A 23374-nucleotide genomic window follows, 5' to 3' on the forward strand; every position below is an offset into this window, starting at 1 on the left:
GGCAGGCAGCCGGATTTTAAATTAGTTATATTACTGACTATCTTTATGTCAGTAATATATTACGACTGCACCCATCTTTACCAATGTGCAAAGAACGTTCATGGGTTAGATATAGCTTTTCAAGAATTACATCAATAAACATCTTTTTTGCATGATAGTCGTTATAATCCTGATTAAGTTTTTTTAAAAAACCGGAATTTGTTGGTTTAAACTCTGTAAACGGCGAATAGGTATGTAGTAAATAGGAGATGCACGGATGCATCATGCTAAAAGCGACTTCACCCTGTACCTCCTGATAACCTATTTTGCAAAACTGAGTTGTAGGCTCAAAGTTACCGGCATTAATACAGGCCAGCATCGATTTTTCATCTGCAGTAAGTGAGTCCTGCCATTCGACAAGCGGGTGGTCTGGAGCCTCTGCGGGACGCATCATCTCATAAACCGCCGCTTTGATTTGTGCATTGCCCGTCACTTCTTTTCGTAGAGTTGAAATCGACTCCTGAAGTAATTCCGGGTGCCAGGTCATCTTCGAACCAATCACCTCGCATATTTGTAAAAATAACTGTCTCTCCTCTCTACTCATAGATTCTATCACTGCATCATCTGATATATTGAGGATGTCCTTAATATTGCTTTGGCTGATCACCGTGTCGCCGACCATAAGTAAAAATTGTGTCTGAGAAGCGTCCATCTTGATAGTAAACAGATCCTGATGAGCCGGGCAGGCCAGATGTTGTAGCCGTTTAAAGGCGTAAATTTTATTTATATCCTCTACGTTAACTTCCATCTCTCCAGGTTCACCACGGCCCTGTCCGTGAATGATGGAGTGTAATACTTCCAGCGCATAGTCCTTTTTTTCCGCTCTAAAATGATCCTGGACTTTATCCCAGCCCCCCATATGGATTGCTTTTTCTTTATCTGCGCTTAACAGATGAGCAAGCCGACTTTCGTTAAGCGTATAATTTTGATGATTACCGAAGCTTAAAGTGACTGGCATAATATTTTCCTTCAAATTTATATTATTCAATATCCGGAGTAAAATATATCTTTCAATTCTCTCTTTTTTATTAAACAGATAAAGTTTACTCCAGGAGAGAATTTGAACGACATTATTAATACAGCACATTTATGGTTGGTAATCCTTTGTGGTGACGATAATTCAGACAAAAGGTAGATGATTCGCCGCAAATGGTCGTTTTTTTAAATTTTGGTTTATGCAGGGGGCGTTGGAAGAAGCCTCTTTGATCGCTTCTTCCAGAAGAAAAGAGCGGAAAATTTATAATAATTATTCGTGGGGTAAATGTTTCTGAAGAATATATAAAGTTGAGTGAGCATATTTAAATATAATCTCAGGAAGTGCAATTTTTGTGAGATATATCAACAAAAAAGACCATTAAAAAGGCGTAGAGTGCTTTTATTATCCACATGCTGGAGTTTACGTGTCGATATATCACTATTGGGGAAAATCTCGACGAGGAGAAACTGACGGCGGTGATGATTACCATTTGCTTTGCTGGCATTCTTTAGATGTTGCGGCTGTGGGTTACTGGATGGTGATAAATAATATTTATTTTATTGACCACTATCTAAAAAAATTAGGCATCCAGGATAAGGAGCAGGCGGCGCAATTTTTTGCCTGGATTTTATGTTGGCATGATATTGGAAAATTTGCTCATTCCTTCCAGCAACTATACCGTCATGAGGCTTTAAACATCTTTAATGAGCCTACACGGCATTATGAAAAAATCGCGCATACCACGCTGGGATACGTGTTGTGGAACTCCTGGCTAAGTGAATGCCCTGAATTGTTTCCTCCTTCTTCGCTTTCAGTTCGTAAAAGTAAGCGCGTTATGGCGCTTTGGATGCCAGTCACTACAGGTCATCATGGACGCCCTCCAGAGGCAATCCAGGAGCTGGACCATTTTCGCCAGCAGGATAAAGACGCGGCAAGAGATTTTCTTCTGAGAATAAAAGCGCTCTTTCCTTTAATTACTTTGCCTGAAGCCTGGGATGAAGATGAGGGTATCGACCAATTTCAGCAACTTTCCTGGTTTATTTCCGCTGCGGTTGTACTGGCTGACTGGACTGGTTCTGCCAGCCGTTATTTTCCGCGTACTGCGGAAAAAATGCCTGTTGATACCTACTGGCAGCAAGCTCTCGCTAAAGCACAAACTGCCATCACGCTATTTCCCTCAGCGGCGAATGTGTCTGCCTTTACGGGCATAGAAACGCTTTTCCCTTTTATTCAGCATCCCACACCGTTACAACAAAAGGCGCTTGAGCTGGATATCAACGTGGATGGCGCCCAACTCTTTATTCTTGAAGATGTCACCGGGGCCGGAAAAACAGAGGCGGCGCTCATATTAGCTCATCGACTGATGGCGGCAGGTAAAGCGCAGGGACTCTATTTTGGACTGCCGACAATGGCGACAGCCAACGCGATGTTTGAACGTATGGCGAACACCTGGCTGGCGCTGTATCAGCCGGACTCCCGTCCCAGCCTGATTCTGGCGCATAGCGCGCGTCGCTTAATGGATCGTTTCAATCAGTCAATATGGTCGGTCACTCTTTCTGGTACGGAAGAACCCGATGAAGCGCAGCCTTATAGTCAGGGATGCGCCGCCTGGTTTGCCGACAGCAATAAAAAAGCGTTGTTGGCGGAGGTTGGCGTAGGCACGTTGGATCAGGCGATGATGGCGGTAATGCCATTTAAACATAACAACCTGCGGTTACTGGGTCTTAGCAACAAGATTTTACTGGCTGATGAGATCCATGCCTGTGATGCATGGATGTCCCGAATACTTGAAGGTTTGATTGAACGGCAGGCCAGTAATGGCAACGCCACTATTCTGTTATCTGCGACGCTATCGCAGCAGCAGCGAGATAAGCTGGTGGCGGCATTTTCCCGTGGGGTGAGGCGTAGTGTGCAGGCGCCGTTGCTAGGCCATGACGATTATCCCTGGCTGACTCAGGTCACACAAACAGAGCTGATTTCTCAGCGGGTTGATACACGCAAAGAGGTTGAGCGTAGCGTAGATATTGGCTGGCTACATAGTGAAGAGTCGTGTCTTGAACGTATAGGTGAAGCAGTGGAAAAAGGAAACTGTATCGCCTGGATACGTAACTCCGTTGATGATGCGATTCGTATCTATCGCCAGCTTCAACTGAGTAAGGTCGTCGCCACGGAAAACCTTTTACTCTTCCATAGTCGCTTTGCTTTTCACGATCGTCAGCGGATTGAGTCGCAGACGCTGAATCTCTTTGGCAAACAGAGCGGCGCGCAACGTGCCGGTAAGGTCATTATCGCCACGCAGGTAATCGAACAAAGTCTGGATATTGACTGCGATGAGATGATCTCTGATTTAGCGCCGGTGGATTTATTAATTCAGCGGGCCGGTCGACTACAGCGTCATATTCGCGATCGTAACGGTCTGGTGAAAAAGAGTGGGCAGGATGAGCGAGAGACGCCAGTGCTGCGCATTCTTGCTCCGGAGTGGGATGACGCGCCGCGAGAGAACTGGTTATCCAGCGCCATGCGTAACAGCGCCTATGTCTATCCCGATCATGGGCGCATGTGGCTGACGCAGCGCATATTACGTGAGCAGGGGACGATTCGGATGCCGCAATCTGCCCGCTTGTTGATTGAGTCGGTCTACGGTGAGGATGTCAACATGCCGGTTGGATTTGCAAAAACCGAGCAATTGCAGGAAGGCAAATTTTATTGCGACCGGGCATTTGCCGGCCAGATGCTGCTTAACTTTGCGCCGGGCTACTGTGCTGAAATTAGCGATTCTTTACCGGAGAAAATGTCAACGCGGCTGGCGGAAGAGTCTGTCACGCTGTGGCTGGCGAAAATCGTGGATAGCGTCGTAACCCCTTATGCCAGCGGTGAACACGCCTGGGAGATGAGCGGGCTGCGAGTACGTCAGAGCTGGTGGAGTAAACATAAAGACGAGTTTGAACGGTTAAAAGGCGAATCGTTTCAACAGTGGTGCGTTGAACAACATCAGAATAAGGATTTTGCCATCGTGATCGTGGTAACGGACTCAGCAGCATGCGGTTACTCAGCGAATGAGGGATTGACCGGGAAAATGGAGTAGATTGCCCGGCGCCGAAGGGCGCCGGGGCTTATCCCCGCTGGCGCGGGGAACACCATAGCATAACACCGATATCGGCCTTAATTACTGGTTGAACCCCATTGAGGGGAACCTTAGCAGTTTAACAGATTTTGCTGTTTATGATGTCTTCAGGTACTGCTAATTTTCATATCAGCCTTTATTACCTTTTGTTTTTTTGGTGAGAGGTGTACTATCACTCTTAATTCATGTGGATTAAAGCTCCAGAGCCTTTCCATAAGAAGAAACGCCCTGAAGCCTAATCATGTCTCGCAGCTTGATACTACTTCCTGGGCTTAGCTGTTATCAATAGTAAGGGATCTCCCATGGAAGAAAAAACAAACCGATACAAACAATTGTGCTGTCGGTTGATGATTCGTCTGGGTAAGAAGCTGTCAGTTAGCTTTCAACTGTCAGTTCGCTAACATTACAGGGAACACTTTTGCGCCATGGATCGGCGCATCAGGTAAGGAAAAGTATGTTTCCGATAAATTTACTGACAACGCCCTGGCTCCCCGTCCGTTTCAAAGACGGCTCCACGGGTAAGTTGGCCCCCGTCGATCTGGCGGATGAAAACGTGGTGGATATTGCCGCAACGCGAGCAGATTTGCAGGGAGCGGCCTGGCAGTTTCTGTTGGGATTGCTGCAATGCAGTATCGCGCCGAAAAGATACAAAAACTGGGAGGATATCTGGTTTGATGGATTGCATGCCGATGCGCTCCATAAGGCATTAGCACCGTTAGAACACGCTTTTCAGTTTGGCGCGGAAACGCCGTCTTTTATGCAGGATTTTGAACCGTTAACCGGCGAAAAAGTGTCGATCGCCTCATTGTTGCCGGAAATACCTGGCGCGCAAACCACGAAGTTCAATAAAGACCATTTTATCAAACGCGGCGTAACGGAACGTTTTTGTCCACACTGCGCGGCGCTGGCGCTGTTCTCGTTGCAGCTTAACGCGCCTGCGGGCGGCAAAGGCTATCGTACCGGGCTGCGCGGCGGTGGGCCGCTGACCACGCTGGTTGAATTGCAGGAATATCAGGGCGAACGGCAAACGCCGCTCTGGCGCAAGCTGTGGCTCAACGTAATGCCGCAGGATGTTGCGGATCTGCCTTTATCAGACCAGTGTGATGCGGCCGTTTTCCCGTGGCTTGCCGCGACGCGGACCAGCGAGCAGGCGAATGCCGTTACCACGCCGGAGCAGGTCAATAAACTCCAGGCGTACTGGGGGATGCCGCGTCGTATCCGCCTGGATTTTGCCACCTTACAGTCAGGTTGCTGCGATATTTGCGGCGCTGAAAGTGATGAGCTTCTTGGCTTTATGACCGTCAAGAACTACGGCGTTAACTACGATGGCTGGCGGCACCCGCTGACGCCTTATCGCGCCCCGGTAAAAGATCAAAACGCCTTCTTTTCCGTTAAACCGCAGCCTGGCGGCCTTATCTGGCGCGACTGGCTGGGGTTAAGTCAGAACAACCAGACGGAAGCGAATAAAGAATATCCGGCGCTGGTTGTTAACGTGTTTAACGCACGTCGCCTCAGGGATGTCAAAGCGGGGATCTGGGGCTTTGGCGCGGATTTCGACAATATGAAAATTCGCTGCTGGTATGAGCATCACTTTCCGTTGCTGATGACGGAAGGTCTGATTCCTGATTTACGTAAAGCAACACAAACTGCTACCCGCCTCCTCAGCCTGCTACGCGGTGCGCTAAAAGAAGCGTGGTTCACTAATGCGAAGGATGCGCGGGGTGATTTCAGTTTTATCGATATTGATTTCTGGAACCTGACGCAGGGGCGCTTTCTCAATCTGATCCACGATCTGGAAAACGGTCAGAAGCCGGACGAAAGGCTGAATAAATGGCAAAGAGAACTTTGGCTGTTTACCCGTTGTTACTTCGATGATCACGTCTTTACCAACCCCTACGAGAGCAGCGATCTGGAGCGCATCATGAAGGCGCGCAAAAAATATTTTACTTCATCGGCGGAAAAGCAAAGCGCGAAAGCCGCCAAAGCAAAGAAGCAGGAGGCTGCTGAATGAGTATTGTGCAAGAGGATCACAAAGCCACGCTGCGCAAATGGCATGAGGATTTACAGGAGAAGCGGGGTGCACGGGCCAGCTTGCGGCGCAGTAAAACGGTGAATGAGGCCTGCTTGTCTGAGGGATTTCATTTGCTGTTAATGCAGACGCATTCGTTGTGGAAAAACAAGGCAGCCTGGCATGTTACTGCATTGGCAATTACTGCGGTGCTGGCTGCGCATATCAAATTTATTGATGAGCGACAGAGTTTTGCTACGCAGCTTGGACAGAAGAAGAGTGGTGACAATCCGGTAATGTCAAAACTACGCTTCTCCCGCCTGTCTACGGTGAAAACACCCGACGAGCTATTACGCCAGTTGCGTCGTGCAGTGCAGTTGCTTGATGGTTCGGTAAATCTAATTTCTCTGGCGGACGATATTTTCCGCTGGTGTCAGGAACAAGACGACTTGCTGAGCCACCATCGCCGTCAGCAGCGGCCAACCGAATTTCTCCGTATCCGCTGGGCGCTGGAATACTACCAGGCCGGCGATGGCGATATCGATAACGAACAGGATTAACAGGGATATCTTTATGACAACGTTTATTCAACTTCACTTACTGACCGCTTACCCCGCCTCTAACCTGAACCGTGATGATACCGGCGCGCCAAAAACCGTGGTGCTTGGCGGCGCAACGCGTCTGCGTATCTCCTCTCAGAGCCTGAAACGTGCCTGGCGCACCTCGGAACTGTTTGAGCAGGCGCTTGCCGGGAATATCGGTATTCGTAGCGGACGTATTGCGCGCGAAGCGGCGCAAATCCTCGTTGAAAGTGGCATTGAACCGAAAAAAGCGGTTGACTACGTCAAGAACATCGCCAACTGCTTTGGCAAGGTAAAAGAGGATAAGAAACCCAAAGATGAGTTGACGAATGCGGAAACCGAGCAACTGGTGCATATCAGCCCTGCTGAGTTTGAGGCCGTGAAAGCGCTGGCGCGCCGTCTGGCAGAAGAAAAACGTCCGGCAACAGAAGAGGAAGCGGAACTGTTACGTCACGATCGCATGGCCGTCGATATTGCCATGTTTGGCCGGATGTTAGCGAAGAAAACTGATTTTAACGTGGAAGCCGCCTGCCAGGTCGCCCACGCCTTCGGCGTCAGCGAAACGATCATCGAAGACGATTTCTTTACCGCTGTGGATGACCTACGCCAGGCATCGGCAGAAGATGCAGGCGCAGGCCATCTCGGCGAAGCCGGCTTTGGCTCCGCGCTGTTTTACACCTATATCTGCATCGACAAAGATCTGCTGGTGAAAAACCTGAACGGCAATGAAGAACTGGCAAACAAAACGCTGCGCGCCTTTACTGAAGCGGCGCTGAAAGTGTCGCCGACCGGCAAACAGAACAGCTTTGCCAGCCGTGCCTATGCCTCGTGGGCGCTGGCCGAAAAAGGCACCGACCAACCACGTTCACTGGCGGCCGCGTTTTATGAACCGATCAACGGTACAGACCAATTGAACGTTGCGGTTAAGCGTATTACATCGCTGCATAAGAATATGAATAAGGTTTATGGCCAGCGGACTGATACCGCCAGTTTCGACGTGATGAATCAGCAGGGAAGCATGGAAGACGTGCTTGACTTCATCTGCGCGTAAGGGGCGGCTTATGAGCCAATATCTGGTTTTTCAGCTTCACGGGCCGATGGCCTCCTGGGGCGTGGATGCGCCAGGCGAAGTGCGCCACAGCCATGAACTTCCTTCGCGTTCTGCGCTGTTGGGGCTATTAGCTGCGGCGCTGGGAATTCGCCGCGATGAGGAGGAATGGCTAAACGCCTTCAATCGTCATTACCAATTTTTGCTGTGCGCCAGCGGCAACCCGCGCTGGGCGCGGGATTATCACACGGTGCAGATGCCGAAAGAGGTACGTAAGGCACGTTACTTCAGCCGCCGTGAAGAGTTGCAGGATCCTGAATTACTGAGCGCGCTGATTTCCCGACGCGACTACTACACCGACGCCTGGTGGATGATCGCTGTCAGCGCGACGCCGGACGCGCCTTACACGTTGGCGCAGCTTCAGGCGTCGTTACAACATCCTGTGTTCCCGCTGTATCTGGGGCGCAAAAGTCACCCTCTGGCGTTGCCGCTTGCGCCGCAACTGCTGGAAGGGAGTGCGGCGGATGTCCTGCGTGAAGCATATCGTTGGTATCAGGATCAATTCAATGCGCTGAAACTGACTCTCCCCGGATTACAGAATGAATGCTGGTGGGAAGGTGAACACGATGGCTTAACGGCGAGCAAAATTTTACGTCGTCGCGACATGCCGTTGAGCCGCCAGCAATGGCTGTTCGGTGAACGTAGCGTGAATCAGGGGCCGTGGCTCCGCAAGGAGGACGCGTGTATCTCTCAAGAATAACGCTGCACACCAGCGAGCTTTCGCCGGCACAGCTCTTGCATCTGGTGGAGCGCGGCGAGTACGTGATGCACCAGTGGTTATGGGATCTCTTTCCCGGCGGCAAGGAACGGCAGTTCCTTTATCGCCGCGAAGAGTTACAGGGCGCGTTTCGCTTTTTTGTTCTCTCACAGGAACAGCCTGCCGCCAGCGCGATTTTTGACGTGCAGACTCGCCCGTTTGCGCCAACGCTGAGCGCGGGACAGACGCTGCGGTTTAACCTGCGCGCCAATCCGACAGTTTGCAAAAACGGCAAGCGTCACGATTTGCTGATGGAGGCGAAACGCCAGCGTAAAACGCAGGGTGATAGCCAGGATATTTGGTCTTATCAGCAGCAGGCGGCGCTGACGTGGTTGGCGCGCCAGGGGGAACAAAATGGCTTCACCCTGCGCGAGACGAGCGTTGATGCTTATCGGCAGCAGCAGATACGTCGCGGGAAAGATCGGCAGATGATTCAGTTTAGCAGCGTGGACTATACCGGCGTGCTGGTGGTTAACGATCCCGTGCTTTTCCTGCAACGTCTGGCACAGGGGTACGGTAAAAGCCGGGCGTTTGGCTGCGGAATGATGATGATCAAACCCGGAGACGACGCGTGACGTTCGTACCGCTCAACCCGATCCCGTTAAAAGATCGAACCTCGATGATCTTCCTCCAGTATGGCCAGATTGACGTGCTGGATGGGGCATTTGTGCTGATCGATAAAACGGGAATCCGCACGCATATTCCCGTCGGTTCGGTCGCTTGTATCATGCTGGAACCGGGAACGCGGGTTTCCCATGCGGCAGTGCATTTAGCATCAACGGTCGGCACCCTGTTGGTATGGGTGGGCGAGGCGGGAGTGCGGGTCTATTCCTCCGGACAACCCGGTGGCGCACGAGCCGATAAGTTGCTTTATCAGGCAAAGCTGGCGTTAGATGATGACCTGCGGCTTAAAGTAGTCCGCAAAATGTATGAACTGCGTTTTCGTGAGCCGCCTCCCGCCCGTCGTTCCGTTGAGCAACTGCGCGGTATTGAAGGATCCCGTGTGCGGGCGACCTATGCATTACTGGCGAAGCAGTATGGCGTGAAATGGCATGGTCGTAACTACGATCCGAAAGACTGGGAGAAGGGGGATGTCGTCAACCGATGTATTAGCGCGGCGACATCGTGCCTGTACGGGATTTCAGAAGCGGCTATCCTGGCGGCGGGATATGCGCCGGCTATCGGTTTTATCCATAGCGGAAAACCGTTGTCTTTTGTTTATGACATTGCCGATATCATCAAATTTGAATCGGTGGTGCCCAAAGCATTTGAGATCGCCGCTCGTCACCCGGCGGAACCTGATAAAGAAGTGCGCCTGGCCTGCCGGGATATTTTTCGTAGTTCGAAGCTGACCGGAAAATTGATCCCGCTGATCGAAGAGGTGCTCGCTGCCGGTGAAATTAACCCACCTCAGCCTGCGCCGGATATGCTGCCGCCAGCAATACCGGAACCTGAATCACTGGGTGATAGCGGCCATCGGGGGCATGGTTGATGAGTATGGTGGTTGTGGTCACGGAAAACGTACCGCCGCGCCTGCGGGGACGTCTTGCCGTCTGGTTACTTGAGGTTCGTGCAGGTGTTTATGTTGGCGATACCTCGAAGCGTATTCGGGAAATGATTTGGCAACAGATCACACAGCTTGGCGGAGTCGGAAACGTAGTAATGGCCTGGGCAACAAATACTGAGTCTGGTTTTGAGTTCCAGACCTGGGGTGAAAACAGACGTATTCCGGTAGATTTGGATGGACTTAGATTAGTTTCTTTTCTTCCTGTTGAAAATCAATAAGTTGAATGTTCTTTAATAATAAGGAATTGTTATCTTACCGTTGGTAGTTTGTTAGATAGTAAAAAAGGGCTTTTAGAACAAATATATAGTTTTAGTGTGTTCCCCGCGCCAGCGGGGATAAACCGCTCTTTCATGGTCGTCGGTTTGATAAGCTCGGGTGTTCCCCGCGCCAGCGGGGATAAACCGCCCGTATTCGCTATCGCCTCCGAGATGGTCGCGTGTTCCCCGCGCCAGCGGGGATAAACCGCCAACGAAGTAGAAGCGCCCCCGGTGCTGGTGGTGTTCCCCGCGCCAGCGGGGATAAACCGTTACTGTTTTTATTGGGTTTTCTTTTTATCTCGTGTTCCCCGCGCCAGCGGGGATAAACCGTGGTTCTCCAGTCTGGAATTTCGCCGTCAGGGGTGTTCCCCGCGCCAGCGGGGATAAACCGCCGCCGGAACTGAAAGAGGATCCGACGGGCGAGTGTTCCCCGCGCCAGCGGGGATAAACCGATCACAAGAAAACTTGATACTCGATTATCGCTGTGTTCCCCGCGCCAGCGGGGATAAACCGGCGGTAAACAAATAAACATTTAATTAAATAATGTGTTCCCCGCGCCAGCGGGGATAAACCGTTTGGTTAGACTGCGTGTTAGTCATAGTTTAAGTGTTCCCCGCGCCAGCGGGGATAAACCGGGGGGCAATGACGATGACGGCGCGGCGAGATGGTGTTCCCCGCGCCAGCGGGGATAAACCCGCTGGCGCGGTCACCTCTTCCCCTTCTGGGGCGTGTTCCCCGCGCCAGCGGGGATAAACCGATGACTGGTGAGATCGCGTGTGCGGTATACCAGTGTTCCCCGCGCCAGCGGGGATAAACCGTGACGCTTTTTATTGATTCATTTTGCGATACGGTGTTCCCCGCGCCAGCGGGGATAAACCGCGCAGCGCCGCGCCGGCATAACTGACGATCAGGTGTTCCCCGCGCCAGCGGGGATAAACCGCGAGCCCAAATAAGCCGCCAGGCGTCGCGAGAGTGTTCCCCGCGCCAGCGGGGATAAACCGACCCACTCCCACCTGCGGAAATTGAAACTACAGTGTTCCCCGCGCCAGCGGGGATAAACCGCCCGCAAGGGCTTTTTTTATGCCCGGAGTAAACGTGTTCCCCGCGCCAGCGGGGATAAACCGTGCTTCAGGCTGGCTTAATCATTACGGCTTGAGTGTTCCCCGCGCCAGCGGGGATAAACCGAGTACAATGAACTGATCTCAGCGGCTAAAACCGTGTTCCCCGCGCCAGCGGGGATAAACCGCCGCGGCTTACCAGGTACTTTTCACCGTCCGTGTGTTCCCCGCGCCAGCGGGGATAAACCGGCTCAGAAAGGGGATAAAGGGGACAAAGGCGAGTGTTCCCCGCGCCAGCGGGGATAAACCGCGACTAGCTCAATACTTTCAAGCGGCGCGAACGTGTTCCCCGCGCCAGCGGGGATAAACCGCCGAATACAAAAAACCCCGGTTGGTAGCCGGGGTGTTCCCCGCGCCAGCGGGGATAAACCGCGACGAATGCGTTCATTGAGAATAGCCAGAACGTGTTCCCCGCGCCAGCGGGGATAAACCGTGACCAGAGCAACGGCGACGATCCGTATACGAGTGTTCCCCGCGCCAGCGGGGATAAACCGTTCCTGTCCGATCTGAGCGTGACCGGCGAGGAGTGTTCCCCGCGCCAGCGGGGATAAACCGGGGTCGTTTTAGAGGAACTATTGAGGAATTTGGTGTTCCCCGCGCCAGCGGGGATAAACCGTTTGAACAGGCGCTGAACTGGGCTGATATCGCGTGTTCCCCGCGCCAGCGGGGATAAACCTTTCTGTTATTAATTGCCATTGGCCACCACACCGTGTTCCCCGCGCCAGCGGGGATAAACCGGGTAAAACGGTGGAACAGTGATTTTAGCGTTAGTGTTCCCCGCGCCAGCGGGGATAAACCGACTGTTTCTATAACGGTTCGTAAACCGTCATTGTGTTCCCCGCGCCAGCGGGGATAAACCGGCTTCAACAGCAACAGGCTCAGGCTCATATGCCGTGTTCCCCGCGCCAGCGGGGATAAACCGGATACATTATGAAAAAAAGCATCATTGCCGCCGTGTTCCCCGCGCCAGCGGGGATAAACCGCTGCGCGACAAACGCCATACGCAGGAGGAAATGTGTTCCCCGCGCCAGCGGGGATAAACCGTTCAATGCTAAATCAGGTCGCCGCACCGAGATGTGTTCCCCGCGCCAGCGGGGATAAACCGTTGATACGAGGCGTCGAAACCTCTTCTTAACGGTGTTCCCCGCGCCAGCGGGGATAAACCGTCTCCCCCCGCGCCGTTTGAATACCATTTCCAGTGTTCCCCGCGCCAGCGGGGATAAACCGGGGCGTTTAATCTTATCTCGCCTGTTGATTTTGTGTTCCCCGCGCCAGCGGGGATAAACCGGCGGATGAGTGTGGGGCTGTTGCCAGCGTCATGTGTTCCCCGCGCCAGCGGGGATAAACCGTGTAGCTCCCGGGAATCGCGAACTCGTTACGGGTGTTCCCCGCGCCAGCGGGGATAAACCGGTGTTCACATCCAGATAGCTGTCGTCATCAACGTGTTCCCCGCGCCAGCGGGGATAAACCGTGCGGCCCGTCTTTTAGCGTTTTCCAGTCGCCGTGTTCCCCGCGCCAGCGGGGATAAACCGGGAATATGAAAATTATTATTTTTGCAACTGCAGTGTTCCCCGCGCCAGCGGGGATAAACCGAATCTAAACAGTAATTTAAAATTGTTAGCGTCGTGTTCCCCGCGCCAGCGGGGATAAACCGCTGGCCGGGTTACAGGGTGGCAGTGAGAAAAAGTGTTCCCCGCGCCAGCGGGGATAAACCGATCCTCGAATCACTGGCGGTAAAAAAACGCAAGTGTTCCCCGCGCCAGCGGGGATAAACCGCGCAAACCAGACTGGCAAATAAAATTAGGTGCGTGTTCCCCGCGCCAGCGGGGATAAACCGGATACAACGCCGTTTTTACGCGTTGTGATGGAGTGTTCCCCGCGCCAGCGGGGATAAACCGAATAAACCAGTTCTTTGCAGACGTAGGTTCCGCGTGTTCCCCGCGCCAGCGGGGATAAACCGACGACTGAATTAAAACCATACGGCGGCTCATAGTGTTCCCCGCGCCAGCGGGGATAAACCGTAGCTATGACAACTAAAGACGACACAAACCAAGTGTTCCCCGCGCCAGCGGGGATAAACCGACGGAAATCCGCGTGACCTACAACGGGCACAGGGTGTTCCCCGCGCCAGCGGGGATAAACCGTCGCCGTTCTGGCGTCTGATTAAGGCAATCGTGTGTTCCCCGCGCCAGCGGGGATAAACCGCTGTTTTCATTAAAAATCACCTCCGTTATGGTGTGTTCCCCGCGCCAGCGGGGATAAACCGGTACTGGCCTATTCCACATACAGTGGCACGCGGTGTTCCCCGCGCCAGCGGGGATAAACCGCGGGCAAATGCCCGCTTTCTTGTTTCTATCAGGTGTTCCCCGCGTCAGCGGGGATAAACCGTGCCGCCGTCCGGGCGACGGGAATAATGTGGCGTGTTCCCCGCGCCAGCGGGGATAAACCGGCTGGAGCGCAACTGCCAGTGACTACAGAAGCGTGTTCCCCGCGTCAGCGGGGATAAACCGAGCACGCCACAGCGCGTAACTGTCGCAATAGAGTGTTCCCCGCGCCAGCGGGGATAAACCGCGTCTTATCAGGATACCTGCAAACAGATGTTGGTGTTCCCCGCGCCAGCGGGGATAAACCGACCCGACACGCGTGCGCGTATTTGAGAATGACGTGTTCCCCGCGCCAGCGGGGATAAACCTCGTCGACAAGTTACGACCGGACTTATTCGCGCGTGTTCCCCGCGCCAGCGGGGATAAACCGGATGACCCGTATACGTTCAAAATCAAAATCTAGTGTTCCCCGCGCCAGCGGGGATAAACCGATTGTTGCGCCACCAAAATTTTGAGCGCCACGGTGTTCCCCGCGCCAGCGGGGATAAACCGCCGACATGGGCAGGATTGCTGACGTTAGTCGAGTGTTCCCCGCGCCAGCGGGGATAAACCGGCCTCAAGGTCATGCAGGTGAATGTCCCCAGACGTGTTCCCCGCGCCAGCGGGGATAAACCGAGGGGCGTTCCGCAGTCGACAAGGGCTGAAAAATGTTCCCCGCGTCAGCGGGGATAAACACGTTTCACCAGCATATCAGGACGTTTTTTCCGCCTTCGCCAGCTCTTTTACCAACGGCAGCATTATCCGCACTACATCGCGGCTACGGCGCTCAATCCGCCCAGGCAGCGCCTTGTCTATATGCTGTTGATTATCAAGCCGTACGTCGTGCCAGCTATTGCCGTTCGGGAAGGATGCATTTTTCACGCGTTGCTGGTATCCGTCTTTTTTACCCAGATTCCAGTTCGTCGCCTCAACAGAAAGCACCGATATTCCCGCTTTATCGAAAACCTCCGCATCATTACAGCAACCCGTTCCTTTGGGGTAGGATGGATTGCGTCCCGGATTGGTGTTGGCGGCGATACCATAACGGCGCGCAATCGCTAATGCCCGATCGCGGGTCAGTGTACGCACCGCTTCCGGCGTATTTTTCCCGCTATTAAAATAGAGCTTGTCGCCAACAATCAGGTTATCGAGATTAATCACCAGCAGCGTATTTTTCTTCTCAGCGTCACTCATTCGTTTGAGTAAATTTTCCGCGCCTAGCTTTCCCTCTTCTTCCCCGCTGGTGGCGATAAAACGAATCCCATAATGGGTCGGTATATCTTTCAGACGCGCCGCCAGTTCCAGCATAACGCCTAATCCCGCGGCATTATCATCCATTCCCTGTAACGTTAAACCGCCCAGATTGGCATCGACATCAGCGTCGCTCTGCGGAGCGTAGGTATCCAGATGCGCCATAATGATGATCTGCTGCGGCACGCGCCCTTCATGGGCGGCGATGACCGTACTGCCCGTCACGTTATGCCAGTTTTTGCGATTATCCTTCGTGGTATAAATAAATCGGCTATTAAACGTTCGAATATCGCTTTGGTATCCCATCTGGGTAAATTGTTGGCGTAAATAATCGGCAGATAACATCTCGGCGGGGGAGCCCGTCATTCTCCCGGGAAAAAAGGTGGCGATATGTCGTGCCTGAGTATTCGCTATTTCACCAGGCCCTGGTGATGCTGCTTGTGCAGGAAGGATAAAGCCTACGCCGAGCGCCAGAATGACGGCAAAGCGGCGCGTTGCGGAAAACATAATGAGTCCTTAAATACAGAACAAAATTTTACGTGGCTAGTATGAAACCGCGATCGTGTTAATACAATTTCATTTGCTCCTAAATGCTGGCAATCCGGTACGTTAAGCATTTTTTGATATTGGTTTTTGGGCCGCGTTATTCCTTTGAGGAACTACTCATTCCAATTCGTCATTTCATTCACTCTCCTGCGCTCCCTATAGTCGTGTAATCGAAATGTTTAGCAAAAAACGGTATTACAAAGGAACGGTTATGGATCAAAAACGACTCACCCACCTGCGGCAACTGGAGGCGGAAAGTATCCACATTATCCGTGAAGTGGCAGCGGAATTCGCTAACCCGGTCATGCTGTACTCCATTGGTAAAGACTCCAGCGTCATGCTGCATCTGGCGCGTAAGGCGTTTTATCCGGGTACGTTACCGTTCCCGCTATTGCACGTTGATACCGGTTGGAAATTCCGTGAGATGTACGCCTTTCGCGATCGTACCGCCAACGCATACGGCTGCGAATTGCTGGTACATAAAAATCCGGAAGGCGTGGCGATGGGCATCAATCCGTTCGTTCACGGTAGCGCTAAACACACCGACATTATGAAAACCGAAGGGTTAAAGCAGGCGCTGAATAAGTACGGTTTTGATGCCGCGTTCGGCGGCGCACGGCGCGATGAGGAAAAATCCCGCGCGAAAGAACGTATTTACTCCTTTCGTGACCGTTTCCATCGCTGGGACCCGAAAAATCAGCGGCCAGAGTTGTGGCGTAACTATAACGGTCAGATTAATAAAGGCGAAAGTATACGCGTCTTCCCGCTCTCCAACTGGACAGAGCAGGATATCTGGCAATACATCTGGCTGGAAAACATCGACATCGTGCCGCTGTATTTGGCTGCTGAACGCCCGGTTCTGGAACGTGACGGCATGTTGATGATGGTGGATGACGATCGTATCGACCTCCAGCCCGGCGAAGTCATCAAAAAAAGGATGGTGCGCTTCCGTACACTTGGCTGTTGGCCGCTCACCGGGGCGGTGGAATCCCACGCGCAAACTCTGCCGGAAATTATCGAAGAGATGCTGGTTTCTACCACCAGCGAGCGCCAGGGGAGGATAATTGACCGCGATCAGGCGGGGTCAATGGAGCTTAAAAAACGTCAGGGGTATTTCTAAGGAGCCGCCATGAACACCATACTTGCACAACAAATCGCCAATGAAGGCGGCGTCGAAGCCTGGATGATTGCCCAACAACACAAAAGCCTGCTGCGTTTTTTAACCTGTGGCAGCGTTGATGACGGTAAAAGTACGCTGATAGGTCGTTTGCTGCACGATACCCTGCAAATTTATGAAGATCAGCTCTCTTCTCTGCATAATGACAGTAAACGTCATGGCACGCAGGGAGAAAAACTCGATCTGGCGCTGCTGGTAGATGGGCTGCAGGCCGAGCGTGAGCAGGGCATTACTATTGACGTCGCGTACCGCTATTTCTCCACGGAAAAACGAAAATTTATTATCGCCGACACGCCGGGCCATGAACAATATACTCGTAATATGGCGACCGGGGCGTCCACCTGCGATCTGGCGATCCTACTGATCGACGCGCGTAAAGGCGTGCTGGATCAGACGCGTCGCCATAGCTTTATCTCCACTCTGTTGGGGATCAAACACCTGGTGGTGGCAATCAACAAAATGGATCTCGTTGACTACCGCGAAGAGACCTTCGCCCGTATTCGTGAAGATTATCTGACCTTTGCTGAACAGTTGCCGGGCGATCTGGATATTCGCTTTGTCCCGCTTTCGGCGCTGGAAGGGGATAATGTCGCCGCGCAGAGCGCGAATATGCGCTGGTACAGCGGTCCGACGCTGCTGGAAGTCCTGGAAACGGTAGACATACAGCGTGCGGTAGACCGTCAGCCGATGCGCTTTCCGGTACAATACGTCAATCGCCCGAATCTTGATTTTCGGGGGTATGCCGGCACTCTGGCGTCTGGTAGCGTCAAAGTCGGAGAGCGCATTAAAGTGCTGCCGTCTGGCGTGGAATCCAGCGTGGCGCGTATCGTCACTTTTAATGGCGATAAAGAAGAAGCCTGTGCGGGCGAAGCCATTACCCTGGTACTCAACGACGACATTGATATTAGCCGCGGCGATCTGCTGCTGGCGGCAAACGAGACGCTGGCACCTGCGCGGCACGCCGCGATCGATGTGGTATGGATGGCGGAACAGCCGCTGGCGCCGGGCCAAAGCTACGACGTTAAACTCGCGGGTAAGAAAACCCGCGCGCGTATCGAGGCTATTCGCTATCAGATTGATATCAACAATCTGACCCAACGAGACGTCGAGAGTCTGCCGTTAAACGGTATTGGTCTGGTGGAGATGACATTCGATGAGCCGCTCGCGCTGGATATTTATCAGCAAAATCCGGTGACGGGCGGACTGATTTTTATCGACCGACTTTCTAACGTTACCGTGGGCGCTGGCATGGTGCGGGAACTGGACGAACGCGGAGCGACGCCGCCCGTGGAATACAGTGCGTTTGAGCTGGAGCTGAATGCGCTGGTACGCCGTCATTTTCCGCACTGGGACGCCCGCGATTTGCTGGGAGATAAACATGGCGCTGCATGATGAGAACGTGGTCTGGCACTCTCATCCCGTTACTGTCGCAGCTCGTGAACAGCTCCACGGCCACCGTGGCGTGGTGCTGTGGTTTACCGGACTCTCCGGTTCGGGAAAATCAACGGTGGCCGGCGCGCTGGAAGAGGCGTTACATCAGCGTGGCGTCAGTACCTACCTGTTGGATGGCGATAATGTGCGCCACGGTTTGTGCCGTGATTTAGGCTTTAGCGATGCCGATCGCCAGGAAAATATCCGGCGGGTAGGCGAAGTGGCCAGTCTGATGGCGGACGCTGGCCTGATTGTTTTGACGGCATTTATTTCTCCGCACCGCGCCGAGCGGCAACTGGTAAAAGAGCGCGTCGGCCACGATCGTTTTATCGAGATTTATGTCAATACGCCGCTGGCTATCTGTGAACAGCGCGATCCTAAAGGATTGTATAAAAAAGCGCGCGCGGGCGAGTTGCGTAACTTTACCGGTATCGACGCCATTTACGAAGCGCCTGACTCGCCCCAGGTTCATCTTAATGGTGAACAATTAGTAACAAATTTGGTTTCCCAATTATTAGACCTGCTGAGACGGCGCGATATTATCAGATCCTGAGACACCACCGGGCTTGTATGCCCGGTATGGTCAAGGTTACAGGATTTAATATGCGTAATAGCCATAACATTACTTTCACAAGGTCAGACGCCTTCATGGTCGACGATGACGCCACCAGTGCATTTCCGGGGGCGGTGGTCGGCTTTGTGTCATGGCTGTTGGCGTTGGGGATCCCTTTTCTGCTTTATGGCCCTAACACGCTGTTTTTTTTCCTCTATACCTGGCCCTTTTTCCTCGCGTTAATGCCGGTATCGGTGATTATCGGCATTGCGTTGCATCTGCTGGTAAAGGGCAAAATACTTTTTAGCATCATGTTTACTCTACTGGCCGTAGGCGCGCTGTTCGGCGCGTTATTTATATGGCTATTAGGGTAGACGGGTTATCAGTGCGCCTCCGGTCATAATTCAAACCGTAACCAACAATGAGATTATGTTCTCCTTACTCGGGTATACGTAACATCCGGCAAATGTGGTACATTTGCCGGCGTTGTCGCGGCAATCCCGTCCTGAATGTGGAGTCACAGAGGACGTTATGGGATGATGATGCCGTTTTTCAGGGGGCAGGATGGGTAAACTAACGCTGCTGTTGCTGGCTTTACTGGTCTGGCTACAGTACTCGCTGTGGTTCGGTAAGAACGGCATACATGACTATAGCCGCGTCAACGATGATGTGGTCGCGCAGCAGGCGACAAACGCCAAACTTAAAGCGCGTAACGATCAGCTTTTTGCCGAAATTGACGATCTCAATGGCGGCCAGGAAGCGATAGAGGAGCGCGCGCGCAACGAACTTAGCATGACCAAACCGGGCGAAACCTTCTATCGTCTGGTGCCTGACGCCTCAAAACGCGCGGCAACGGCGGGGCAAACTCATCGATAAACCATCCAGGGATTTAACATGGCAGCCACTTTATTGGACGTTTGCGCCGTGGTGCCGGCGGCCGGATTTGGCCGCCGAATGCAAACAGAATGTCCTAAGCAGTATCTCTCAATCGGTAATAAAACCATTCTGGAGCACTCAGTTTATGCGCTGCTGGCGCATCCTCGGGTGACACGCGTTGTTATTGCTATCAGCCCTGGCGATCATCGCTTTGCCCAACTTCCGCTGGCGAATCATCCGCAAATCACCGTTGTGGATGGCGGCAACGAACGCGCTGATTCCGTTTTGGCCGGGTTACAGGCCGTTGCAAAGGCGCAGTGGGTGCTGGTGCACGACGCGGCAAGACCCTGTTTGCATCAGGATGACCTTGCGCGGTTACTGGCCATCAGCGAAAACAGCCGGGTCGGCGGTATTCTCGCCAGTCCGGTGCGCGACACCATGAAACGCGGCGAACCGGGGAAAAACGCTATTGCCCATACCGTAGAGCGCGCCGATTTATGGCACGCGCTCACCCCGCAGTTTTTCCCCCGCGAACTCTTGCACGATTGTCTGACGCGTGCGCTGAATGAAGGCGCGACCATCACCGACGAGGCGTCAGCGCTGGAGTATTGTGGTTTTCATCCGGCGCTGGTAGAAGGTCGCGCGGATAACATCAAGGTCACCCGTCCGGAAGATCTGGCGCTGGCGGAATTTTATCTGACCCGAACCATCCACCAGGAGAAAGCATAATGCGAATTGGACACGGTTTTGACGTACACGCGTTTGGCGGAGAAGGGCCGATTATTATTGGCGGCGTGCGTATCCCTTATGAAAAAGGGCTATTGGCGCATTCCGATGGCGATGTGGCGTTACATGCGCTGACCGATGCGCTGCTGGGCGCGGCGGCGCTTGGCGATATCGGCAAGCTCTTCCCGGATACCGATCCGGCATTTAAGGGAGCGGATAGCCGCGAACTACTGCGTGAAGCCTGGCGTCGTATTCAGGCCAAGGGGTACACCCTCGGCAACGTGGATGTCACCATTATTGCGCAGGCGCCGAAAATGCTGCCGCATATTCCGCAAATGCGCGTCTTTATCGCCGAAGATCTCGGCTGCCATATGGATGACGTTAACGTGAAGGCGACGACGACGGAAAAGCTCGGATTTACCGGACGCGGAGAAGGCATTGCCTGCGAAGCGGTCGCGTTGCTGATGAAGGCGGCGAAATGACAGAGTTTGACAATCTCACCTGGCTGCACGGAAAACCACAAGGTAGCGGATTGCTGAAAGCGAATCCGGAAGATTTTGTGGTGGTTGAAGATTTAGGCTTTACGCCGGATGGTGAAGGCGAGCACATTCTGCTGCGTATTTTGAAAAACGGTTGCAATACCCGTTTTGTCGCTGACGCGCTGGCGAAATTCCTGAAAATTCACGCTCGCGAAGTGAGCTTTGCCGGGCAAAAAGATAAACACGCCGTTACCGAGCAGTGGCTGTGCGCGCGCGTGCCGGGGAAAGAGATGCCCGATTTCAGCGCCTTTCAGCTGGAAGGTTGTAAAGTGCTGGAATACGCGCGTCACAAGCGTAAGCTGCGTTTAGGCGCGCTGAAAGGCAATGCCTTTACGCTGGTGTTGCGTGAAATAAGCGATCGCCGCGATGTCGAAACACGATTGCAGGCGATTCGCGATGGCGGCGTGCCGAACTATTTCGGCGCACAGCGATTCGGCATTGGCGGCAGCAACTTGCAGGGCGCGCTGCGCTGGGCGCAAAGTAACGCGCCGGTGCGCGATCGCAATAAACGCAGTTTTTGGTTGTCGGCGGCACGTAGCGCGTTGTTTAATCAAATTGTTCACCAGCGGCTAAAGAAACCAGACTTTAATCAAGTTGTTGACGGCGATGCGCTACAATTAGCGGGGCGTGGAAGCTGGTTCGTCGCGACATCTGAAGAACTGCCTGAATTGCAGCGCCGGGTAGACGAAAAAGAGCTGATGATTACAGCATCGTTGCCGGGCAGCGGAGAGTGGGGAACACAGCGTGCGGCGCTGGCGTTTGAGCAAGATGCCATTGCCCAGGAAACGGTGTTGCAATCGCTGTTGCTGCGCGAAAAAGTAGAGGCGTCGCGCAGAGCGATGCTGCTTTATCCGCAACAATTAAGCTGGAACTGGTGGGATGACGTTACCGTCGAGTTACGTTTCTGGCTGCCCGCAGGCAGTTTTGCCACCAGCGTAGTAAGGGAACTGATCAACACAATGGGTGATTATGCGCATATTGCTGAGTAACGATGACGGGGTTCACGCGCCCGGTATACAAACGCTGGCGAAAGCGCTGCGTGAGTTTGCTGATGTACAGGTCGTAGCCCCGGATCGTAACCGCAGCGGCGCGTCTAATTCCCTCACGCTGGAATCTTCGCTTCGTACTTTTACCTTTGATAATGGCGATATCGCCGTACAGATGGGGACGCCGACCGATTGCGTCTATCTGGGCGTTAATGCCTTAATGCGTCCGCGTCCGGATATTGTCGTTTCCGGTATTAACGCGGGTCCGAATCTGGGCGATGATGTGATCTATTCCGGTACTGTCGCCGCGGCGATGGAAGGTCGTCATCTCGGCTTTCCGGCATTAGCGGTCTCCCTTAACGGCTATCAGCATTATGATACGGCTGCGGCCGTGACTTGTGCGCTTTTGCGAGGGTTAAGCCGGGAGCCGTTGCGTACCGGGCGTATTCTCAACGTGAATGTCCCGGATCTACCGTTAGCGCAGGTTAAAGGCATTCGCGTGACTCGCTGTGGTAGCCGCCATCCAGCGGATAAAGTAATCCCGCAGGAAGATCCGCGCGGTAATACATTGTACTGGATTGGCCCGCCGGGCGATAAGTACGATGCCGGGCCGGATACCGATTTCGCGGCGGTGGATGAAGGCTACGTCTCCGTCACGCCGTTGCATGTGGATTTAACCGCGCACAGCGCGCATGATGTGGTTTCAGACTGGTTAGACAGCGTGGGAGTTGGCACGCAATGGTAAGTGGACGTGTACAGGCTCTTCTTGAACAATTGCGCGCGCAGGGCATCAGAGATGAGCAGGTGCTTAATGCGCTTGCTGCAGTGCCGCGCGAGAAATTTATTGATGAAGCGTTTGAACATAAGGCCTGGGAAAATATCGCTTTGCCGATAGGCCAGGGTCAGACGATTTCGCAGCCCTATATGGTGGCGCGAATGACGGAACTGCTCGAACTGACGCCGCAATCCAGGGTGCTGGAAATTGGCACCGGTTCCGGCTATCAGACGGCGATTCTGGCGCATCTGGTACATCACGTTTGCTCCGTTGAGCGGATTAAGGGGCTGCAATGGCAGGCGCGTCGCCGCCTGAAGCAGCTCGATTTACATAATGTTTCTACCCGTCATGGCGATGGCTGGCAAGGCTGGCAGGCGCGTGCGCCGTTTGACGCTATCATTGTGACGGCCGCGCCGCCGGAAATTCCTACCGCGCTCATGGCACAGTTGGATGAAGGCGGCATTCTTGTTCTGCCCGTGGGCGATGAGCAGCAGTTTTTGAAACGCGTGCGTCGCCGGGGCGGCGAATTTATTATCGATACCGTGGAGGCCGTTCGCTTCGTCCCGTTAGTCAAGGGAGAGCTGGCCTAGTTTGCCCTGCAAACACCCACTCTTAC

20 protein-coding genes and 1 CRISPR repeat array are annotated in these 23374 nt (G+C 53.3%); of the genes, 18 read left to right on the top strand and 2 right to left on the bottom strand.

Annotation, left to right across the window (positions count from 1 at the left end; genetic code table 11):
* Positions 1–43: 43 nt before the first annotated feature.
* Positions 44–997, bottom strand: coding sequence for an SPI-1 type III secretion system effector SopD (gene sopD, locus NBA72_RS04390; RefSeq protein ID WP_077917555.1), 954 nt, complete (start codon positions 995–997; stop codon positions 44–46).
* Between the two features lie 442 nt (positions 998–1439).
* Here sopD and NBA72_RS04395 point away from each other — a divergent pair, with 442 nt between their 5' ends.
* The 8 genes from NBA72_RS04395 to cas2e all read left to right on the top strand — a co-directional run bounded on the left by NBA72_RS04395 (position 1440) and on the right by cas2e (position 10378).
* Positions 1440–4100 carry a CRISPR-associated helicase/endonuclease Cas3 gene (locus NBA72_RS04395; protein ID WP_042948854.1) on the top strand — a complete coding sequence of 887 codons (2661 nt, stop codon included), beginning with the start codon at positions 1440–1442 and terminating at the stop codon, positions 4098–4100.
* 493 nt (positions 4101–4593) lie between these two features.
* On the top strand, positions 4594–6150 hold the full coding sequence (casA, locus tag NBA72_RS04400; protein WP_023137834.1) for a type I-E CRISPR-associated protein Cse1/CasA: 1557 nt from the start codon (positions 4594–4596) through the stop codon (positions 6148–6150).
* Positions 6147–6707 carry a type I-E CRISPR-associated protein Cse2/CasB gene (casB, locus tag NBA72_RS04405; protein WP_042948855.1) on the top strand — a complete coding sequence of 187 codons (561 nt, stop codon included), beginning with the start codon at positions 6147–6149 and terminating at the stop codon, positions 6705–6707. Before casA ends, casB begins: the two co-directional genes overlap by 4 nt.
* A gap of 13 nt (positions 6708–6720) precedes the next feature.
* Complete coding sequence (cas7e, locus tag NBA72_RS04410; protein ID WP_042948856.1) at positions 6721–7779, top strand: type I-E CRISPR-associated protein Cas7/Cse4/CasC; 1059 nt, start codon at positions 6721–6723, stop codon at positions 7777–7779.
* A gap of 10 nt (positions 7780–7789) precedes the next feature.
* The gene (cas5e, locus tag NBA72_RS04415) at positions 7790–8536 is read left to right on the top strand and encodes a type I-E CRISPR-associated protein Cas5/CasD (protein WP_042948857.1); all 747 of its coding nucleotides are present in this window, start codon (positions 7790–7792) and stop codon (positions 8534–8536) included.
* Entirely contained in the window at positions 8518–9168 is a 651-nt protein-coding gene (gene cas6e, locus NBA72_RS04420; RefSeq protein ID WP_042948858.1) for a type I-E CRISPR-associated protein Cas6/Cse3/CasE, read from the top strand. Before cas5e ends, cas6e begins: the two co-directional genes overlap by 19 nt.
* Entirely contained in the window at positions 9165–10085 is a 921-nt protein-coding gene (cas1e, locus tag NBA72_RS04425; RefSeq protein ID WP_042948859.1) for a type I-E CRISPR-associated endonuclease Cas1e, read from the top strand. Before cas6e ends, cas1e begins: the two co-directional genes overlap by 4 nt.
* Positions 10085–10378 carry a type I-E CRISPR-associated endoribonuclease Cas2e gene (cas2e, locus tag NBA72_RS04430; protein WP_001518648.1) on the top strand — a complete coding sequence of 98 codons (294 nt, stop codon included), beginning with the start codon at positions 10085–10087 and terminating at the stop codon, positions 10376–10378. The genes cas1e and cas2e overlap by 1 nt, the downstream gene beginning before the upstream one ends.
* A gap of 96 nt (positions 10379–10474) precedes the next feature.
* Positions 10475–14595: direct repeats of the CRISPR family, unit length 29 nt; unit sequence GTGTTCCCCGCGCCAGCGGGGATAAACCG.
* Between the two features lie 14 nt (positions 14596–14609).
* Here cas2e and NBA72_RS04435 read toward each other — a convergent pair.
* Positions 14610–15656 (bottom strand): aminopeptidase, encoded by a 1047-nt coding sequence (locus NBA72_RS04435; protein ID WP_000490481.1) that lies wholly within the window; start codon positions 15654–15656, stop codon positions 14610–14612.
* Positions 15657–15906: 250 nt separating this feature from the next.
* On the opposite strand from NBA72_RS04435, the gene cysD reads away from it, so the two are divergent.
* The 10 genes from cysD to NBA72_RS04485 all read left to right on the top strand — a co-directional run bounded on the left by cysD (position 15907) and on the right by NBA72_RS04485 (position 23348).
* Positions 15907–16815, top strand: a complete 909-nt coding sequence (cysD, locus tag NBA72_RS04440) for a sulfate adenylyltransferase subunit CysD (RefSeq protein WP_042948861.1) — start codon at positions 15907–15909, stop codon at positions 16813–16815.
* A gap of 9 nt (positions 16816–16824) precedes the next feature.
* Positions 16825–18264 (top strand): sulfate adenylyltransferase subunit CysN, encoded by a 1440-nt coding sequence (cysN, locus tag NBA72_RS04445; protein ID WP_001522893.1) that lies wholly within the window; start codon positions 16825–16827, stop codon positions 18262–18264.
* On the top strand, positions 18251–18856 hold the full coding sequence (gene cysC, locus NBA72_RS04450) for an adenylyl-sulfate kinase (protein ID WP_001173663.1): 606 nt from the start codon (positions 18251–18253) through the stop codon (positions 18854–18856). Before cysN ends, cysC begins: the two co-directional genes overlap by 14 nt.
* Before the next feature lie 50 nt (positions 18857–18906).
* Entirely contained in the window at positions 18907–19230 is a 324-nt protein-coding gene (locus NBA72_RS04455; protein WP_001537530.1) for a DUF3561 family protein, read from the top strand.
* Between the two features lie 190 nt (positions 19231–19420).
* The gene (ftsB, locus tag NBA72_RS04460) at positions 19421–19732 is read left to right on the top strand and encodes a cell division protein FtsB (RefSeq protein ID WP_000517480.1); all 312 of its coding nucleotides are present in this window, start codon (positions 19421–19423) and stop codon (positions 19730–19732) included.
* A gap of 18 nt (positions 19733–19750) precedes the next feature.
* Positions 19751–20461, top strand: coding sequence for a 2-C-methyl-D-erythritol 4-phosphate cytidylyltransferase (gene ispD, locus NBA72_RS04465; RefSeq protein ID WP_001650520.1), 711 nt, complete (start codon positions 19751–19753; stop codon positions 20459–20461).
* On the top strand, positions 20461–20940 hold the full coding sequence (gene ispF / locus NBA72_RS04470) for a 2-C-methyl-D-erythritol 2,4-cyclodiphosphate synthase (RefSeq protein WP_001219244.1): 480 nt from the start codon (positions 20461–20463) through the stop codon (positions 20938–20940). Before ispD ends, ispF begins: the two co-directional genes overlap by 1 nt.
* On the top strand, positions 20937–21986 hold the full coding sequence (truD, locus tag NBA72_RS04475) for a tRNA pseudouridine(13) synthase TruD (protein ID WP_000134246.1): 1050 nt from the start codon (positions 20937–20939) through the stop codon (positions 21984–21986). The genes ispF and truD overlap by 4 nt, the downstream gene beginning before the upstream one ends.
* Entirely contained in the window at positions 21967–22728 is a 762-nt protein-coding gene (gene surE / locus NBA72_RS04480; RefSeq protein ID WP_001221538.1) for a 5'/3'-nucleotidase SurE, read from the top strand. Before truD ends, surE begins: the two co-directional genes overlap by 20 nt.
* A complete protein-coding gene (locus NBA72_RS04485; RefSeq protein WP_000253545.1) occupies positions 22722–23348 on the top strand; it encodes a protein-L-isoaspartate(D-aspartate) O-methyltransferase in 627 nt (208 codons plus the stop codon). Before surE ends, NBA72_RS04485 begins: the two co-directional genes overlap by 7 nt.
* Positions 23349–23374: the final 26 nt, after the last annotated feature.

The sequence above is a fragment of the Salmonella sp. NW1250 genome (assembly GCF_051812965.1).
GTDB lineage: Bacteria > Pseudomonadota > Gammaproteobacteria > Enterobacterales > Enterobacteriaceae > Salmonella > Salmonella enterica.

Excerpts from the sequence above, each read along its gene's own strand:
- sopD (WP_077917555.1), bottom strand. The coding sequence starts at position 997 with ATGCCAGTCACTTTAAGCTTCGGTAATCATCAAAATTATACGCTTAAC.
- casA (WP_023137834.1), top strand. The coding sequence starts at position 4,594 with ATGTTTCCGATAAATTTACTGACAACGCCCTGGCTCCCCGTCCGTTTC.
- casB (WP_042948855.1), top strand. The coding sequence starts at position 6,147 with ATGAGTATTGTGCAAGAGGATCACAAAGCCACGCTGCGCAAATGGCAT.
- cas7e (WP_042948856.1), top strand. The coding sequence starts at position 6,721 with ATGACAACGTTTATTCAACTTCACTTACTGACCGCTTACCCCGCCTCT.
- cas5e (WP_042948857.1), top strand. The coding sequence starts at position 7,790 with ATGAGCCAATATCTGGTTTTTCAGCTTCACGGGCCGATGGCCTCCTGG.
- cas2e (WP_001518648.1), top strand. The coding sequence starts at position 10,085 with ATGAGTATGGTGGTTGTGGTCACGGAAAACGTACCGCCGCGCCTGCGG.
- NBA72_RS04435 (WP_000490481.1), bottom strand. The coding sequence starts at position 15,656 with ATGTTTTCCGCAACGCGCCGCTTTGCCGTCATTCTGGCGCTCGGCGTA.
- cysD (WP_042948861.1), top strand. The coding sequence starts at position 15,907 with ATGGATCAAAAACGACTCACCCACCTGCGGCAACTGGAGGCGGAAAGT.
- cysN (WP_001522893.1), top strand. The coding sequence starts at position 16,825 with ATGAACACCATACTTGCACAACAAATCGCCAATGAAGGCGGCGTCGAA.
- cysC (WP_001173663.1), top strand. The coding sequence starts at position 18,251 with ATGGCGCTGCATGATGAGAACGTGGTCTGGCACTCTCATCCCGTTACT.
- NBA72_RS04455 (WP_001537530.1), top strand. The coding sequence starts at position 18,907 with ATGCGTAATAGCCATAACATTACTTTCACAAGGTCAGACGCCTTCATG.
- ftsB (WP_000517480.1), top strand. The coding sequence starts at position 19,421 with ATGGGTAAACTAACGCTGCTGTTGCTGGCTTTACTGGTCTGGCTACAG.
- ispD (WP_001650520.1), top strand. The coding sequence starts at position 19,751 with ATGGCAGCCACTTTATTGGACGTTTGCGCCGTGGTGCCGGCGGCCGGA.
- ispF (WP_001219244.1), top strand. The coding sequence starts at position 20,461 with ATGCGAATTGGACACGGTTTTGACGTACACGCGTTTGGCGGAGAAGGG.
- truD (WP_000134246.1), top strand. The coding sequence starts at position 20,937 with ATGACAGAGTTTGACAATCTCACCTGGCTGCACGGAAAACCACAAGGT.
- surE (WP_001221538.1), top strand. The coding sequence starts at position 21,967 with ATGCGCATATTGCTGAGTAACGATGACGGGGTTCACGCGCCCGGTATA.
- NBA72_RS04485 (WP_000253545.1), top strand. The coding sequence starts at position 22,722 with ATGGTAAGTGGACGTGTACAGGCTCTTCTTGAACAATTGCGCGCGCAG.